Source organism: Streptomyces sp. F63 (genome assembly GCF_018070345.1).
Lineage (GTDB): Bacteria > Actinomycetota > Actinomycetes > Streptomycetales > Streptomycetaceae > Streptomyces.
On sequence record NZ_JAGPXX010000031.1, the window covers coordinates 1 to 17221 of the forward strand.

Below are 17221 nucleotides of genomic sequence, written 5' to 3' on the forward strand. Positions count from 1 at the left end.
GTGTATAAGAGACCGGGGTTCACGCGCGGCCTCGGGGCGGGGGGGTGCCGTTGCCGGGCGGGCCCGGCTGATGGGGGATGTGGGGGCCGCCGTGCGGCGCCTGCGCGGGGATGTGGCCGTTGCCGTTGCCGTAGTCGCCGCTGCCGTGGGCGCCGATGCCGTGGCCCGCCGGGCCGTGGGCCCGCTCGTCGTAGGGCTGCCCGCCGTAGGACTGCGCCTCGTGGGGCTGTCCCGGGTGCGGGCCCTGCGGGAGGCCGCCGGCGGTCTGCTCCGCTGCCGTCTCCTCGGCGGCCCGTGCCTCCGCGTCCGCTGCCGCGGCTTCCGCGTCGGCCGCCGTCTGTGCCGCCGCCTCCGCCGACTCCGCGCGGGAGGCGACGACTTCGCGGACCGCGTCGAGCACACCCCGGTAGCCGGTGCAGCGGCACAGGTTGCCGCAGAGCGCCTGGCGGGTCTCCAGTTCGGTCGGGGCGTGGTTGCCCTCCAGCAGGTCGTGGACGGTCATCGCCAGGCCCGGTACGCAGAATCCGCACTGCACGGCGCCGCCCGCGACGAGCGCCCGCTGGACGTCGGAGGGGGTGCCCTCCGCGGCCAGCCCTTCGACGGTGCGCACCTCCGAGCCGGCGGTGGTCGCGGCCGGCACCAGGCAGGAGGCGACGAGCCGGCCGTCGACCTGGACGGAGCAGGCCCCGCACTCGCCCTGGGAGCAGCCGTCCTTGGCTCCCGCCAGGCCCAGCCGCTCCCGGAGGACGTACAGCAGGGATTCACCGATCCAGGCGTCGGCGACGGGGCGGTCGATGCCGTTGACCCTCAGGACGTAGGACGCGTAGGGGTGTTCGCTGTGCGCGTCGAGGATGATCTCGGGGGGCGTGTCCGGCCCGTCCGGCTCCTCCGCGCCGGCCTCCCCGGGCCCGGCCGGGCCGTCCGGCGCGGTGTCGCTGCCGCCGCCGTCTCGGGAGCCGTCGCCGTCGCCGGCGCCGTCGCCGGAGGGGTGCCCGGCTGTGGTCCGCTGCCCGGGGGCGTGCTCACCGGTCCGGGGCGGCTCGCCGGTCTCGCCGCGGACCCGGTCGGCGCCGTCCCCCCCGGCCGGGGTGCCGTCGGCGGCGCCGGGCCGCCAGTCGCCGGAAGGGGCGGACCGGGCCTCCTCCCCGGGGCCGGCGGGTGCGGTGGTGCCGGGGGCGGCGCCGGTGTCCGTGCGGACGCCGCGGCCGTCGCTGTCGTCGCGGCTGTCGCTGTCGTCGCCGTACGGCACCGGGCCGCCCGCCGGGGCGGCCTCCCGCGCGCCGTGCGCGGTCCACTGCTCGGGCGGAGCGGAACCGGAGCCGTCTCCGGGGTCACCGGCCGTGCCGGGTGCGGGAGTTCCCCAGGCGCCGCCGGTGTCCCGAGCCGGGCCGGGGGCGTTCGCGGGGGCCGGCCGTTCCCACGCGTCGGACCAGGTGTCGCCCGGCGCGGGGACGTTGGCCGGCTGGTCCTGCCGGTGCGCGGGCGGCTGCTGCCCGCCCGGTGCGTACCCCCACTGCTGCGGGCCGGTGTCCCCGGCCGGCGGACCGCCGGCGCCGGGCCCGCCCTGCTCGCCGGCGGCTCCGCCGTGCTGGTCCCAGCCGTCGCCCGCGGCGGCTCCGGTGGCGCTCCACGGTCCGGGCGCGGGGGCCGCGGCACCGCCGACCAGATACTCCCCCGACTCGTCGGGGGCGTCGTCCGCCGCCGGGGGCACGCTCCATGCGCCGGTGTGCTGTTCGCCGCCGTGCCCGGTGCTCTCCTCGGGCGGCCAGCCGGTCTCCCGGCCCTGCTCGTGGCCGCCGTGCCCGTGGCCCTGCTGCTGCTGCGGCGGCTGCTGCGGCTGCTGCTGCCACGGGTACTGCGGTCCGGCACCCGGATCGGTGTACGGCATCGTCCACTGGCCGCCCTCCGGGGGCTCGCCGTACGCGGCCTCCACGGGCGGGGGCGCGTAGCCCTGGCCGGGCGCGGCCAGCGGCTCGCGGCCCGCCGACGGGTCGAGCAGCCCCTCCGGGAGCTGGACGAAGGCCGTGGCCTCGGAGTCGAACTCGCCGCTCTGCGCGGTCGGCCGCCAGCCTCCCGCCGGCCGCTCCTCCTCGTCGGAGTACGGCCCCTGCGGGTGCTGAGGCTGGTCGTTGGTCATGCGAGCGCCCTCCCCAGAGCTCGGCGGGCCAGTGCGGCCACCGTACGCCGCAGGTGCAGAACGGCCGGCGGCAGGGCGGGCGGCTCGGAGCCGTCCTCGCCCGGTGCCGGGTCCGGGATGCAGGCGCCGGCGACGTACTCGCCGAAGGCCGCGCACGCTTCGGGCGCCAGACCGCGCTCGCCGTCCCAGTCGATGAGCCCGGCGACCCAGCGTTCGGCCTCCAGCGGCCGCAGCGGCATCGGCGCGACGGCGCCGACGGCGCAGCGGACACTCCGCCGGGCCGGGTCGAGGACGAGGGCGACGGACGCGGTGGCCCTGCCGGGACCGGTGCGGCCGGTGGCCTTGAGGAACGTCTGCGGTGCGTGCAGCAGCGGTACCCGCACCCAGCCGACGAGTTCACCGGGGCGCAGCATCTCCATTCCCGCGAGCAGATGGCTGACCGGGATCTCGCGGCGGCCGTGCTCCGGACCCGCGATGACCAGGGTGGCCTCCAGGGCCGCCAGCACGGGCAGGGAGTCGCCGGTGGGCGCGGCGGTGACGATGTTGCCGCCGAGGGTGCCCGCGTTGCGGATCTGCGGCGGGCCGGCGGCGCGTGCGGCGGCGGCGAGGGCGGGGATGAGGGCGGCGAAGTCGGGGCGGCCCATGCGGGCGTGGGTGAGTCCGGCACCGAGCAGGGCGTGGCCGTCCTGGTACTGCCAGCCGCGGGTCTCGTTGATCCGGCCGAGGCCGACCAGCGCCGCGGGGCGCAGCAGTCCGGAGTTGACCGAGGCCATGAGGTCCGTGCCGCCCGCGACGGGCACGGCGGCCGGCATGGCGGAGAGCGCCGCCACGGCCTCGTCGAGCGAGGACGGCAGCGTTACCGTGCGCGCCGCCCGCGGTGCGTGCGTGGTCAACCCAGCTGCCCCTTCCCGGTGTCCCGCCTGTTCCGCCGTACGGTACGTGCTCACAGCCCGGACGTGGCAACTCTGGCACATCTTCGCGGTCCCGCTGCGCGGGGGGCGGCGAAGGGCCGGTCCCCACCTCTGGCGGGTGCCGGCCCGCGTGCAGGAGCTGTCACCCGCGTGAGTGGCTCAGCACTCACGCGGAACTTTACGGTGCCGACGCCTTGATCGGATCAACGCTTCCGCAGCGTTCCGCTCGCGTTCGTGTTCCGTCCGCGGCTCACACGATCGGGCAGGCCGGTCGACCGGATGTCCGGGAGGGGCCGCCGGTTCCGGTGCGGGGAGAGGAGGGGCAGGCCGGTCGACCGGACTCCGGGCCCTGCCGGGCCGCCCGCGGGTGCGCGCGGCCCGGCGGGCGTGCACGGGGCACGTCCGCCGGGCCGTGGAGGACGGGGGCGCGGCGGGACGGCTACTTGCCGTCGCCCTTGCCGCCCTTGCCCTTGTCGCCGCCCGCGCCCATGGACTCGTAGATCTCCTTGCACATGGGGCAGACCGGGTACTTCTTCGGATCGCGGCCGGGAACCCAGACCTTGCCGCAGAGCGCCACGACGGGGGTGCCGTCGAGCGCGCTCGCCATGATCTTGTCCTTCTGGACGTAATGGGCGAAGCGCTCGTGGTCGCCGTCGCCGTTCGACACCTGGGGTGTCGGTTCTACGAGGGTGCCGGTCCCTGTCCCGCGCTCGGGCTCAAGAGTGCTCATGGGTCCCCAGGGTACTGGGACGGGCCGGAGAGCCCCATGCCCGACGCCCGGTGAAAACCGGTGTGGGACCGGGACGCGGCGGGCGTCAGTTGAGGGTCGGGTCGTCCGGGTAGGTGGCGACCATCGCCAGCCCGCTGCGCTGCCGGCGCAGCACCGACCGCCACAGCCGCTCGGGCGCGGGCGAGGAGACGTCGCCGGGTTCGGACTCCACGACGTACCAGGCGCCCTCCGCCAGTTCCTCCTCCAGCTGGCCCGGTCCCCAGCCGGCGTACCCGGCGAAGATCCGGAGGCTGCCCACGGCCGCGGCCAGCAGTTCGGGCGGGGTCTCCAGGTCGACGAGGCCGATCGCGCCGTGCACCCGCCGCCAGCCCAGCGGCCCCCCGCCGGCCGCCGATCCGCCCTCGCCCGGCACGACGGCCACGCCGAGCGCGGAGTCGAGCGAGACGGGACCGCCCTGGAAGACGACTCCGGGCTCACCGGCCAGCCCCGCCCAGTTCTCCAGAATGTCGACGACATCGACCGGTGTCGGCCGGTTGAGGACCACGCCGAGCGAGCCCTCCTCGTCGTGGTCGAGGAGCAGCACCACCGCGCGGTCGAAGTTGGGGTCGGCCAGCGCCGGTGTCGCGACCAGCAGCCGCCCGGTGAGCGAGGACACCTCCGTCATGCCCACATGATCCCGCACCGGAGGGCCCCGCGGGGAGTCCACAATGCGACGGGGACGGGGCCCGCGGGGGCGTACGGCGGCAGCGGGGGCGCGCCCCCCGGCCGGGCGTCGCGGGCCCGTTCCCGGCCCGTTTCGTAACCCTGTGACGTGGAAGACGCACCATACGTGTTGTGACAAACCCCTGACCTGCGGACGACCTGGCACTACCCCTCCCGGCCCTACGGCGGGGGGCCTGACGGCGCTTACCATTTGGCTTTGGTCCCAGTCCCACTCCAGGAACGCGAGATCCATGACCGGCATCGACGATGTCCTGCTTGTCCACGGCGGTACCCCGCTGGAGGGCGAGATCCGTGTCCGCGGCGCGAAGAACCTCGTGCCCAAGGCCATGGTCGCCGCACTGCTCGGCAGCGAACCGAGCCGGCTCCGCAACGTCCCGGACATCCGCGACGTCAGAGTGGTCCGGGGGCTGCTTCAGCTGCACGGCGTCACCGTCCGCCCCGGCGAGGCCGGCGAGCTGGTTCTCGACCCGTCCCACGTCGAGAGCGCCAACGTCGCCGACATCGATGCCCACGCGGGCTCGTCACGCATCCCGATCCTCTTCTGCGGCCCGCTGCTGCACCGCCTGGGCCACGCCTTCATCCCCGGCCTGGGCGGCTGCGACATCGGCGGCCGGCCGGTGGACTTCCACTTCCAGGTGCTGCGGCAGTTCGGCGCGACGATCGAGAAGCGCGCGGACGGCCAGTACCTGGAGGCCCCGCAGCGGCTGCGCGGCACCAAGATCCGGCTGCCGTACCCGTCCGTCGGCTCGACGGAGCAGGTGCTGCTGACGGCCGTGCTGGCCGAGGGTGTCACCGAACTGACGAACGCGGCGGTGGAACCGGAGATCGAGGACCTCATCTGCGTCCTGCAGAAGATGGGCGCCATCATCTCCATGGACACGGACCGGACGATCCGGATCACCGGCGTCGACAAGCTCGGCGGCTACAACCACGCGGCGCTCCCGGACCGCCTGGAGGCGGCCTCCTGGGCGAGCGCGGCACTCGCCACCGACGGCAACATCTACGTGCGCGGCGCCCAGCAGCGCTCGATGATGACCTTCCTCAACACCTACCGGAAGGTCGGCGGCGCCTTCGAGATCGACGACGAGGGCATCCGCTTCTGGCACCCGGGCGGACCGCTCAACGCCATCGCGCTGGAGACGGACGTGCATCCCGGCTTCCAGACCGACTGGCAGCAGCCGCTGGTCGTCGCCCTGACCCAGGCGTCCGGGCTCTCCATCGTCCACGAGACGGTCTACGAGTCGCGGCTGGGCTTCACCTCGGCGCTGAACCAGATGGGCGCCCACATCCAGCTCTACCGGGAGTGCCTGGGCGGCTCCGCCTGCCGCTTCGGCCAGCGGAACTTCCTGCACTCCGCGGTCGTCTCCGGCCCGACCAAACTCCAGGGCTCCGACCTGGTCATCCCGGACCTCCGGGGCGGCTTCTCGTATCTCATCGCGGCGCTGGCGGCGCAGGGCACCTCCCGGGTGCACGGCATCGATCTGATCAACCGCGGCTACGAGAACTTCATGGAGAAGCTCAAGGCCCTGGGCGCGGACGTCGAGCTCCCGAACCGCACCGGCAGACGCTGACCACCCGGGCGACCCCCGCATCCTCCCCCCGGAGGCCCGGGGGCCGCCCCCCGGACGGCACAGCATGGAGAAGCTCACGGCGCGGGGCGCGGACGTCGAGTTCCCGGACCGCACCCGGCAGAGACTGACCATCCGGAGACGCCGGAGGGCGGCCGCCCCCTCCCGGGGCGGCCGCCCTCCGCGCTGCCGTCCTTACTTGCCCTTGGCGGCTTCCTTGAGCTTGGAACCGGCGGAGACCTTCACGCTGTAGCCGGCCGGGATCTCGATCGGGTCGCCGGTCTGCGGGTTGCGCGCGGTGCGAGCGGCACGGTGCGTGCGCTCGAAGGTCAGGAAGCCGGGGATGGTGACCTTCTCGTCGCCCTTGGCCACGACCTCGCCGACGGTCTCGGCGAGCGCGGCGAGGACGGCGTCCGCGTCCTTGCGGGTCACCTCGGCGCGCTCGGACAGAGCGGCCACCAGCTCACTGCGGTTCATATGTACTCCCGTGTTCTACGTGCCGATGAGGCGTGAGATCGAAGCCGATGCTGCCAGGGCCCTCGGACAGTCCCCGGACCCGGGTCTGCTGGCAGACCCTCGCGCCCGGTTACGCATCCTGCCCGTACCTGCGGCGGTAAAGCCAATCCGGTGCCCTGCGACGTCACACGAAGAGCGCCGGCGCTCCACCCCGGTGTTGCCCCGCGTTCGGCCCCCGGGCGCGCACGGCAGGGCCGCTTCGGGGTGTTTGCGGCAGTTTTGGCTGCCCGTCACCCTATGCATGCCGTACGAGCCGGTGGCTCCGCGACGCGCCGCCCCCTAGCCCTTCGTGGCACCTGTCACAGTCGTCCCGGACGCTCCCACGGTCCTGGCGGCGTGGCTGACGGCTCCCGCGACCGCGCCGGCGACCCGGTCGTTGAAGACGCTGGGGATGATGTAGTTCGGGTTGAGCTCGTCCTCGGCGACGACGTCGGCGAGGGCGCCCGCGGCGGCGAGCAGCATGTCGGTGTCCACCCGGTGCGACTGGGCGTCCAGGAGTCCGCGGAAGACACCCGGGAAGACCAGCACGTTGTTGATCTGGTTGGGGAAGTCGCTGCGGCCGGTGGCGACCACGGCCGCGGTCCGGCGCGCGACGGCCGGGTCCACTTCCGGGTCGGGGTTGGCGAGCGCGAACACGATCGCACCGTCGGCCATCGCGGCCACGTCCTCGCCGGTCAGCACGTTGGGGGCGGAGACGCCGATGAAGACGTCGGCGCCGCGGACCGCCTCCCGCAGGGTGCCGGTGACGCCCTCCGGGTTGGTGTTGTTGGCGACCCAGCAGAGCGGGGAGTCCGGGTCGACGTCGACCAGGTCCTCGCGGTCCGCGTGGACGACGCCGTGGATGTCGGCGACGACCGCGTGCTTCACGCCGGCGGCGAGGAGCAGCTTGAGGATGGCCGTGCCCGCCGCGCCGGCACCGGACATCACCACCCGGACGTCGCCCATCCGCTTCCCCACCACGCGCAGGGCGTTGGTGAGGGCGGCGAGGACGACGATGGCGGTGCCGTGCTGGTCGTCGTGGAAGACGGGGATGTCCAGGGCCTCACGGAGCCGGGCCTCGATCTCGAAGCAGCGGGGGGCGGAGATGTCCTCCAGATTGATGCCCGCGAAGCCGGGGGCGATGGCCTTGACGACCTCGACGATGGTGTCGGTGTCCTGGGTGTCCAGGCAGAGCGGCCAGGCGTCGATGCCCGCGAACCGCTTGAAGAGGGCCGCCTTGCCCTCCATGACGGGGAGGGCGGCCATCGGGCCGATGTTGCCGAGGCCGAGCACGGCGGAGCCGTCGGTGACGACGGCGATGCTGTTGCGCTTGCTGGTGAGGCGGCGGGCGTCCTCGGGGTTCTCGGCGATGGCCGTGCAGACCCGGGCCACCCCCGGGGTGTAGATCATCGACAGGTCGTCGCGGTTGCGAATGGGGTGCTTCGACGACATCTCGATCTTGCCGCCGAGGTGCATCAGGAACGTGCGGTCGGAGACCTTGCCGAGGGTGACGCCCTCGATCCCGCGGAGCTGTTCGACGATCTCCTGGGCGTGGTCGGTGGAGGTCGCGCCGATGGTGACGTCGATGCGCAGCTTCTCGTGACCGGAGGCCGTGACGTCCAGGCCGATCACCGATCCGCCGTGGGTCTCCACGGCGGTGGTGAGCCGGCCGACGGCGCTCCCGCTGGCGGGAACCTCCAGCCGGACGGTCATCGAGTAGGAGACGCTGGGCGCCGTTGCCATGGCGGACTTCCTCTGCTTTTTCTGGTTTCGCCTGGCGCGCCGGGGGTGGGCGGGACGCCGGAGGGCGCGCTGCCCGATCGTGCCATTTACCGATCGGTAGACGGTAACCGAGGGGCGGAATCGAAATAAGTATTCCACGATGTGGGCGTGGGAGCGCCGCGACCCCTACCGCAGCGCAGCGGGAGCCCCGGCGGGGAACGCCCCCGGGAAGCCCCCCGGAGACGCCCCCTGACAGACACCGCAGGGCGCCTCTCCGGGGAGGAGAGACGCCCTGCGAACGGAGCTGTACGACACCGGCCCGCCATGCTCGCCTCGCGGCAAGTGGTCGCTCGAAGCGACTGAGGTTGGGCCCGGGGGCTTGGATCGAGCCGGTGCCACATCCACGGTAACACTCCCCCCGGCCGGGGCCATTCCCTCCGGCCACGGCTTTTCCCGGGCCGTTCTCCCGGCCGCCGGACGCCACCGGACGTGTCCCGGCGCCCCGTCTCCGAGCCCGCGGCGTCACTCCCGCAGCAGGTCGGGGACCCCGTCCGCGTCCGGGGCGTCCCGCTCGGCGGAGAGCACGGTGAGCCGCTGGGTGGCCCGGGTCAGGGCGACGTACAGCACCCGCAGCCCGGCCGGGGACTCGTCGGCGATGCCGGCCGGCGAGACCACCAGCGCCGCGTCGTACTCCAGCCCCTTCGCCTCCAGACTGCCCAGCGCCACCACCCGGTCCCCCAGACCGGCCAGCCAGACCCGGGCGTCCTCGCGGCGCTCCATGGCGACGACGACGCCGACCGTGCCGTCCACCTCCGCGAGCAGCCGCCTCGCCTCGTCGCGGACGGCGGTGCCCAGGTCGCCCTCCGCCACGGCGAAGCGCGGGACGAGACCGGTGGAGCGGACCGCCTCCGGCGGCTCCATGCCGGGCATCGCCAGCGCCAGCACCTTCGCCGCCACCTCGGCGACCTCGGCCGGGTTGCGGTAGTTGACGGTGAGCGTGAACCGTCGGCGCGGCCGGCTGCCGAGCGCCTCGTCCCGCGCGCCGTCCGCCTCCTCCGGGTCGGACCAGGAACTCTGCGCCGGGTCGCCGACGACCGTCCAGGTGGCGTGCCGGCCGCGGCGGCCGACCATGCGCCACTGCATGGGTGTGAGGTCCTGCGCCTCGTCGACGATGACGTGCGCGTACTCGGTGCGCTCCTCCACGGCCCGGTCGGGGCGGCGGCGGGAGGAGCGGTCGGCGAACGTGGTGACCTCCTCCAGGCCGGTGAGCTGCTCCAGCGGGTCCAGCTCGCGCTTCCTCGGCCGGGACGGGGTCCCCAGCAGCGTCTGCAGTTCGTCCAGGAGGGCCACATCGTGGACCGACAGCGGGCCACGGCCGTCCGGGCCCAGCCGCTTCAGCGAGCGGGCCAGCCGCCGGACCTCTCCCGGCTGGAGGACGCGCCGGGCCCAGCGGCCCAGGCGCCGCTCGTCGGCCATCGCGGCCAGCACGCCGCGCGGGGTGAGCTCGGGCCACCAGGCGTCGAGGAAGGCGTGGAACTCCGGCTCGCCGGAGATGTCCTCGTCGAAGGCCTCGCGCGCCTCGGCCGCCAGTTCCGGGTCGCCGCTGTGCCGGCCGGCCGCGCCGGACCTCGCCCACAGCGCGTCCAGCAGCAGCCGGCGGGCGCGCGGACGGAGCAGGTTCACGGGGGTGGAGGCGCCGAGGACGGTGCGCCGGATCTCCCGCAGCTCCCCCGCGCCGAGCTCGACACGGGCCCCGAAGGCGACGACGCGCAGCCGGTCCGCCGCGGGGGCCGCGGCCCCCGGGCCCGCCGGTTCCGCACCGCCCGGACCGGCGTCCGGGTCGTCGAACGACAACTGGCCGCCGCCCCCGCCGCCTCCCGCGCCCGGGCCGGCGGACGCCCCCGGCCCGGCCGGCTCCAGGGCGCCGCGTGCCGCGCGGCGCAGGACCGTCTGCATCCGCGCGGAGCCCTTGACGCGGGCCACGGCCGGCTCGTCGTGGACCGTGGCCTCGGCCCCGTCGACCAGGGAGCCCAGGGCGCGGATCGCCACCTGCCCCTCCTCCCCCAGGGACGGCAGCACGCCCTCCGTGTAGGAGACCAGCAGCGGGGTGGGGCTGACCACGAGGATGCCACCGGCGTAGCGTCTGCGGTCCTGGTAGAGCAGGTATGCGGCGCGGTGCAGCGCTACGGCCGTCTTGCCGGTGCCGGGTCCGCCGCCCACCTCGGTGACGGAGGCGGCGGGCGCCCGGATGACCTTGTCCTGCTCGGCCTGGATGGAGGAGACGATGTCCCGCATGGTGTGGCTGCGGGCCCGGCCGAGGGCCGCCATCAGCGCGCCGTCGCCCACCACCGCCAGCTCCTCGCCGCCGAGGGTCGCGGTCATCTCCGGGCGGAGCAGGTCGTCCTCGACACCGAGCACCCTGCGTCCCTTGCTGCGGATCACCCGGCGGCGCACCACGCGGCCGGGGTCCACGGGCGTGGCCCGGTAGAAGGGGGCGGCCGCGGGGGCGCGCCAGTCGATGACGAGCGGGGTGTAGTCGGTGTCCAGGACGCCGATCCGGCCGATGTGGAGCGTCTCGGCGATCTCGGCGTACGTCCGGCCGTCCCCGCCGGTGCGCACGGCGCCGTCGGCGGGTTCGACGGAGGTGAAGGCGCCGTCCGGGCCGCGCTCCCCGTCCTTGCCCTCCAGCAGGTCGACGCGGCCGAAGAGGAAGTCCTCGAACTCGCTGTTGAGCCGGTTGAGGTGGAGTCCGGCGCGGAAGACCTGGGCGTCCCGTTCGGCGAGCGCCCCGGGGGTGCCGACCTGGCCGCGGCGGGCGGCGTCGGCCATCAGGAACTCGGCTTCGTGGATCTTCTCTTCCAGCCTTCGGTACACCTGGTCGAGGTGTTCCTGTTCGACACCGGTCTCGCGGTCCCGTACCGAATCGACCGTGGCTTCGTGCGCGGCCACCCGGGCCCCCTTCTGACGTGCTGGGCAGCCGTCAACCGTACGCGAAGGGGGTGCTCCGCGCACCTGCTTCTCCGAGTGGTCCGCGCGGATGCGGACGGGAGGGCGGCGGGGGACGCCGGGGGCCGGGGCGGGAGCGGGAGGGGACCGGCCGGGGAGGCCGGGGGAAGCGGGGTGACGCGGGAGATGCGTGGGGGCGGTGTGGGGGATGGGGTGGGGCGGCGTGGGGGGTGGCGCCGGGGCGGCCGGTCAGTTCTTGATCGTGGCCAGCCGTTCCCCGTCGAAGGTACGGACCTCGAAGTGATCGATCTCGTTCCCGTCCATGGCGGCGGTGCCGTGGACGTAGAGCGGCTCCTTGCCCTTGGGGTCGGGGCTGTCCGGGATGCCGTACCCCCACTTGGGCACCGACCAGGAGCCGACGACCTCCTCGTTGCCGTTCTTGGAGATCACGAAGAGGCTGCACTTCTCCGGGCCCTTGAGGTTCTTCAGTTCCAGCACGACGTCCGTGCCGTAGGGCTTCTGCTCGGTCGCGACCGTGGCCGAGACCTTGCTGACCGGGTCGGTGCCCGAGACCTTGGTGTCCATCGCCTCCCAGGCGGCCTGGGCCGAGGCGACCTGCACCGGCGGCTTGCCGGAACCGCCGTCGGAACCGCCCGCCGTGGCCCAGACCGCGACCGGCGGACCACCGAGGACGAGGGCCGCCGCGGCGGCGAGCAGGTAGCGGCCGCGCCGGCGTGCCTTGCGCCGGTGGGCGTTGACCTCGCCGAGCAGCTTCGGCAGGACCTGCGGACTCGGCTTGGAATGCAGAACGGTGGGGTCGGGGATGGCTGCCGGTGTCTCGGCGAGCTTGGCGAGCAGGGGCTCGATCCCCATGAACTCGTCGAGCTGCGCGGCACAGTAGGTGCACCCGGCCAGGTGCAGCTCGAAGCGCTCGGCCTCCCCCGGGTCCAGAATGCCGAGGGCGTAGGCGCCGACGGCCTCGTGCTCCGAATTGCGCTCGGGCGGCGCTGTCATGCCCTAACTCCTCGTTCTTCGAGTGCGAGCTTCATGGAGCGCAGCGCGTAGAAGACACGGGACCGCACGGTCCCGCTCGGTATGCCGAGGGTCTCTGCTGCCTCGTTCACGGTACGGCCCTTGAAGTAGGTCTCGACAAGTACTTCGCGATGCGCGTCGCTGAGATCGCCCAGAGCGTCGGAGAGCGTCATGAGCCAGAGTGCCTTGTCTATCTCGTCCTCCGCGGGCATGACTTCCAGAGGAGCCGGATCGACCTCCTGCGGACGGGCCTGCCGGCTCCGGTGACCGTCGATGACAATACGCCTGGCCACCGTGACCAGCCAGGGCCGCACCGAACCCGTGGCACGGTTGAGGCGGTGGACATTCTTCCACGCCCGTACCAGCGTCTCCTGGACGACGTCCTCGGCACGGTGGCGGTCGCCCGCCACCAGCCGGAGGACGTACGCGAGCAACGGCCCGGCGTGCTCACGGTAGATGACGCGCATCAGCTCTTCGTCGGGCACCGGCTCGTCGGAGCGGGATCGCTCGGCGCGGTGCCGGGTCCTGGAAGGACGATCATGGGACACGGCCGCATCCTTGCGCACCCGGACCTCCCGGTCGAGAGCTTGTTCAGGGGAAACGCTTACGCCAACTGCTGTGAACTGCCCGTCGGTCGGGCGGGGACCCGCAGCCCTCGTCTGCGACGGGACCCCGCCCAGTCCTCGGACCACCGGCGTGGGGGACCGATCAGTGGTCCGAGGAGCTTCCAATGTCGCCGCTTTCATAGCCGTCCTTGTCGTTCCGCGTCGCACCCCGTCGCCCTGAGCGCGAGCACGGCGATCCCGGCCTTTTCCGGCGGCCTGTGGCGACTTGTGGTGCGCATGTGACGTCTCTCCCCCCGGGAGTTCTCCGCCGAAGCGCTGAGCGGACCTTCCGCTGCGTCCGGCCGCCCCCCGTCCGGCCTGCGCTTCCCCCACAGTTACGGAGGCCGCGGCGGAGCTGCTCAACCCCACGGGAAAAAACTTCCGCGGACGGCCGGCAGGCGGCGGGCACCGCCCGAAGCGCGGGCGTTTCGCGGGAAGATGGTCAACTCTGTCCGGGCGGCGCCGCGTTGAGGGCCGTCGAGCGGCGGCGGTGGCGGGCGACCCGCTCCCGGTTTCCGCAGATCTCGCTGGAGCACCAGCGCCGGCGGCGGCCCCGTGAGGTGTCGAGATAGACCCGGGAGCAGGAGTCGCCCTCGCACTCGCGCAGCCGGCTCCGGGCCACGGGGTCGGTGAGCAGCCGTATCGCGTCGCGCGCGACGTCGGAGAGGAGCGCCGCGCAGCCGGGACCGCCGGCGAGCGCGCGGACGAGGGTGCCGTCGCGGCCGGGTACGGCGCGGATGGCGGAGGGCGCCGGGGCGGCGAAGGCGTTCAGCCGGTCCAGGTCGGGGCCGAGGGCGCGCACCCCGGCCCGGTCCGCCGGGGAGCCGTCCAGCTGGGCGCGGACCAGGCGGCGGAGCAGCTCGCGGAGTTCGCGGAACCGGTCGAGCCAGTCGTGGTCGGCGGCGAGCGCGGTGCCCGGCGGTACCAGTCCGGACCGGATCAGCCAGGCACCCAGCCGCTCCGGACCGTCAAGGCGTTCCACCGGCTCCCCCGGCCCGCGCGGACGCCCGGCGGCCGTGGCCACCAGGTCGAGACAGAGCCGACCGGTGTCGAAACGCGGGTCGCCGGAGGCCGCCGCCGCCATGTTCCTGTCACTCCTTCGGAGCGTGCCGTGCGCGCGCGGGCGCCAGTGGGGGATGGTCCTCCCCCAGGGTGCCCGCCCGGGGCCGCCAGGCACAGGCGTGGGACGGGACCCATCGGCGGACGGACGACAGGCGGGCAAGTCCGCGGGCGCTCCGGATACGGCTGCGGAACCGGTTCCGGGCCGGCCGCACGGAGCCCGTGGCCGCCGGGACACGGCGCCGCGGGGCGGCGAGCGGCGGTGCGGGCGGCGCGGGGCCGCGTCCCTGCCCGCGGCCCCGGGTGTGGCCCGGAGGGTCGGCGGCGGGTGGCTGCTGCCGCGGCAGGGCACGGCCCAGAAGCGGGCAGCCCGTCACCCGGCCGCCCCCGGAGCCTCAACCGGCCGCGTTCTCCCCGTACTTGGTGTCGGACGCGGTGTCCAGCGCCAGCCGGTAGCCCCGCTTGACCACCGTCTGGATCAGTTTGGGCGCCCCCAGCGCCGTGCGGAGCCGGGCCATCGCCGTCTCGACGGCGTGCTCGTCGCGGCCCGCGCCCGGCAGCGCGCGCAGCAGCTCCGCCCGGGAGACGACCCAGCCGGGGCGGCGGGCCAGCGCCCGCAGCAGCGCCATACCGGCGGGCGGCACGGCGCGCAGCTCGCCGTCGACCAGGACGGCGTGCCCCCTGATGTCCAGCCGGCGGCCCGCGACCGGCAGCACCGCGGCGCGGGCCGGGAGCTCCCGGCAGAGCAGCTGCACCAGCGGACCGAGCCGGAAACGTTCCGGGCGGGCCGCCGGAACGCCGTGCTCCAGCAGCGGCATCGCCGTCACCGGTCCCACGCAGGCGGCCAGCACGTCCTGGCGCAGCGCCTCCAGCAGCGGCTCCAGCAGGCCCCGTGCACGGGCACGTTCCAGCAGGCCGGCGGCGGCGGGCGCACTGGTGAACGTCACGGCGTCCAGGGAGCGGGCGACCGCCGCGTCCAGCAGCCGGTCGACGGGGCCGATGTCCTCCGGCGGCAGCCAGCGGTAGACGGGCACCCCGACGACCTCCGCGCCCGCCTCGCGCAGCGCCTCGACGAAGCCGGGCAGCGGCTCGCCGTGCAGCTGCACCGCCAGCCGGCGGTCCGCGACGCCCTCGGCGAGCAACCGGTCCAGGACCTCCGCCATCGACTCCGACGCCGGTGACCACGCCTCGGTCAGCCCGGCGGCACGGATCGCGCCGCGCACCTTGGGCCCGCGGGCGAGCAGTTCCACCCCGCGCAGCCGGGCGGTCAGTTCCTCGCCGAGCCCCCAGCCGTCGGCGGCCTCGATCCAGCCGCGGAAGCCGATGGCCGTGGTGGCGACGACGATGTCCGGTGCGTCGGCGATCAAGTCCTTGGTGGCGGCGAGCAGTTCGGTGTCGTCCGGCAGCGGCACGATGCGGATCGCCGGGGCGTGCAGCACGGCGGCGCCCCGGCGCTCCAGCAGCGCGCCCAGTTCCTCGGCGCGCCGCGCGGCGGTGATGCCGACGGTGAAACCGGCCAGCGGGCCGGGGGCGGGGGCGGGTCCGGAAGCGGCTCCGGGGGCGTCCGGCTCCGGGCCGCCCGGGGCGGCGTCCGGCGGTGCGGGCCTCGGGGTCGGGTCCTGCATGGGATCTGCCTCGCTCAGCTGGGGTTTCTGCTCGGTCCGGTCGGGATGGGCGGGGCTTCCGCCGCCCGGCCCGCCCGCGCGCGGCGGCCGGCCGGGCCGTACTCCCATCGTCCCAAGCCCCGGTGTCCGTGTCGGTTCGGTGCGATGTCCCCGGTGTTACGCGGCGCCGGCGGGGCGCGCGGCCCGGTGCGTCACCGGACCGCGCGCGCCCGGGCTCACACCTCGGCGTAGACGGGCTGCCGCTGCTGCGGCTCCGCCGGTCCGGCCTGCTCCGCGGCGGCCGCCGGCTTGCGGAGGTATACGGCCCACGTCACGGCGGAGCACACCACGTAGTAGCCGAGGAAGAAGACGAAGGCCGTGGTGCCGGACTGGGAGGTGAGGAAGGACTGGCGGAGGGCGAGGTTGATCCCGAGGCCCCCGAACGCGCCGACCGCGCCGATCAGCGACATGGAGGCGCCGGACAGCCGCCGGGCGTAGACGTCCGCCGCCTCGCCGGTGAGGCCCTTCGCCGTGGCCTTGGCCCGGTAGATGCCCGGGATCATCTTGTAGGTGGAGCCGTTGCCGATGCCGGTGAGGACGAACAGGACGATGAAGCCGCCGATGAACAGCGGCAGCGACGCCCTGAAGGACGCGATGACGATCACGCAGGCCGCGGCCGTCATCAACGCGAAGTTCCCCAGCGTGACCCGGGCTCCGCCGAGCCGGTCGGCCAGCCGCCCGCCGACCGGGCGGATCAGCGAGCCGAGAAGCGGGCCGATGAAGGTCAGCGAGGCGGCTTGCAGGGGCGTGCGGCCGAACTGCGCGGTGAGCACCAGCCCGAAGGCGAAGCTGTAGCCGATGAAGGAGCCGAAGGTGCCGATGTAGAGGAAGGACATGATCCAGGTGTGGCGGTCCCTCACGGCTTCCCTGGCCGCTCCGCCGTCGTTCTTCACCGGACCGAGGTTGTCCATGTACAGCGCGCTGCACACGGTGGCCGCGATGATCAGGGGAATGTAGATGCCGAGCAGGAGGCGCGGGCTGGCCGCCCCGGCGATCGCGATGATCAGCAGGCCCAGCAGCTGGACCACGGCGACCCCGATGTTGCCCCCGCCCGCGTTCATCCCCAGCGCCCAGCCCTTGAGGCGCAGCGGATAGAAGCTGTTGATGTTGGACATGGAGGAGGCGAAGTTGGCGCCGCCCACACCCGTCAGTACCGCGACCAGCATGAAGGTCGAGTACGACGTGCCGGGCTCCATGACGAGCAGCAGGGCGGTGGTGGGCAGCAGCAGCATCGCCGCGCTGAAGACCGTCCAGTTGCGGCCGCCGAACCGGGCCACCGCGAAACCGTAGGGCACCCGCAGCGTCGCGCCGACCAGACTGGCGACCGCCACCAGGAAGAACTTCCCGGCCGGGTCGACGCCGTACTCGGGCCCCATGAACAGGGCCAGGACCGAGAACATGCTCCACACCGAGAACCCGATGTGCTCGGACATCACCGAGAAGACCAGGTTCCGTCGGGCGATGTGCCTGCCCTCCGCCTCCCAGAACTGCTCGTTCTCGGGATCCCACCGCTCGATCCAGCGGCCTCCCTTGTGCGCGGTCGTCGCGGCCGTCATCACGCCTCCACAGGTTTCGGGACCGGGCCGGATCGAGCCGGCACCGTGCGTCCGACGCTAGGGACGGCGCGTT

General features: G+C 74.2%; 13 protein-coding genes. 1 reads left to right on the forward strand and 12 read right to left on the reverse strand.

The window, feature by feature from the left end; translation table 11 throughout:
- Positions 1-19: 19 nt before the first annotated feature.
- From KBZ10_RS30135 to KBZ10_RS23990, 4 genes are all read right to left on the reverse strand, one after another.
- Complete coding sequence (locus KBZ10_RS30135; protein WP_210989796.1) at positions 20-2137, reverse strand: 2Fe-2S iron-sulfur cluster-binding protein; 2118 nt, start codon at positions 2135-2137, stop codon at positions 20-22.
- Positions 2134-3030, reverse strand: a complete 897-nt coding sequence (locus KBZ10_RS23980) for a xanthine dehydrogenase family protein subunit M (protein WP_210989797.1) — start codon at positions 3028-3030, stop codon at positions 2134-2136. Before KBZ10_RS23980 ends, KBZ10_RS30135 begins: the two co-directional genes overlap by 4 nt.
- A 457-nt stretch (positions 3031-3487) precedes the next feature.
- Entirely contained in the window at positions 3488-3778 is a 291-nt protein-coding gene (locus tag KBZ10_RS23985; RefSeq protein ID WP_078650063.1) for a DUF3039 domain-containing protein, read from the reverse strand.
- An 85-nt stretch (positions 3779-3863) separates the two neighbouring features.
- The gene (locus KBZ10_RS23990; protein WP_210989798.1) at positions 3864-4442 is read right to left on the reverse strand and encodes a YqgE/AlgH family protein; all 579 of its coding nucleotides are present in this window, start codon (positions 4440-4442) and stop codon (positions 3864-3866) included.
- A 289-nt stretch (positions 4443-4731) separates the two neighbouring features.
- Between KBZ10_RS23990 and murA the strand changes: the two genes are divergently transcribed.
- Positions 4732-6072 carry a UDP-N-acetylglucosamine 1-carboxyvinyltransferase gene (gene murA, locus KBZ10_RS23995; RefSeq protein WP_210989799.1) on the forward strand — a complete coding sequence of 447 codons (1341 nt, stop codon included), beginning with the start codon at positions 4732-4734 and terminating at the stop codon, positions 6070-6072.
- A gap of 192 nt (positions 6073-6264) precedes the next feature.
- Here the strand turns inward: murA and KBZ10_RS24000 are convergent, their stop codons facing one another.
- The 8 genes from KBZ10_RS24000 to KBZ10_RS24035 all read right to left on the reverse strand — a co-directional run bounded on the left by KBZ10_RS24000 (position 6265) and on the right by KBZ10_RS24035 (position 17148).
- On the reverse strand, positions 6265-6546 hold the full coding sequence (locus tag KBZ10_RS24000) for an HU family DNA-binding protein (RefSeq protein WP_019711607.1): 282 nt from the start codon (positions 6544-6546) through the stop codon (positions 6265-6267).
- Between the two features lie 318 nt (positions 6547-6864).
- On the reverse strand, positions 6865-8307 hold the full coding sequence (locus KBZ10_RS24005; RefSeq protein WP_210989800.1) for an NAD-dependent malic enzyme: 1443 nt from the start codon (positions 8305-8307) through the stop codon (positions 6865-6867).
- 501 nt (positions 8308-8808) lie between these two features.
- Positions 8809-11235 (reverse strand): UvrD-helicase domain-containing protein, encoded by a 2427-nt coding sequence (locus tag KBZ10_RS24010; protein WP_210989801.1) that lies wholly within the window; start codon positions 11233-11235, stop codon positions 8809-8811.
- 246 nt (positions 11236-11481) lie between these two features.
- Positions 11482-12246 (reverse strand): zf-HC2 domain-containing protein, encoded by a 765-nt coding sequence (locus tag KBZ10_RS24015; protein WP_210989802.1) that lies wholly within the window; start codon positions 12244-12246, stop codon positions 11482-11484.
- Positions 12243-12830, reverse strand: coding sequence for a sigma-70 family RNA polymerase sigma factor (locus KBZ10_RS24020; RefSeq protein ID WP_210989803.1), 588 nt, complete (start codon positions 12828-12830; stop codon positions 12243-12245). The genes KBZ10_RS24015 and KBZ10_RS24020 overlap by 4 nt, the downstream gene beginning before the upstream one ends.
- 481 nt (positions 12831-13311) lie before the next feature.
- Positions 13312-13953, reverse strand: coding sequence for an ABATE domain-containing protein (locus KBZ10_RS24025; RefSeq protein WP_210989804.1), 642 nt, complete (start codon positions 13951-13953; stop codon positions 13312-13314).
- 370 nt (positions 13954-14323) lie between these two features.
- Entirely contained in the window at positions 14324-15553 is a 1230-nt protein-coding gene (locus KBZ10_RS24030; protein ID WP_210989805.1) for a uroporphyrinogen-III synthase, read from the reverse strand.
- 215 nt (positions 15554-15768) lie between these two features.
- Complete coding sequence (locus tag KBZ10_RS24035) at positions 15769-17148, reverse strand: NarK/NasA family nitrate transporter (RefSeq protein WP_210989806.1); 1380 nt, start codon at positions 17146-17148, stop codon at positions 15769-15771.
- Positions 17149-17221: the final 73 nt, after the last annotated feature.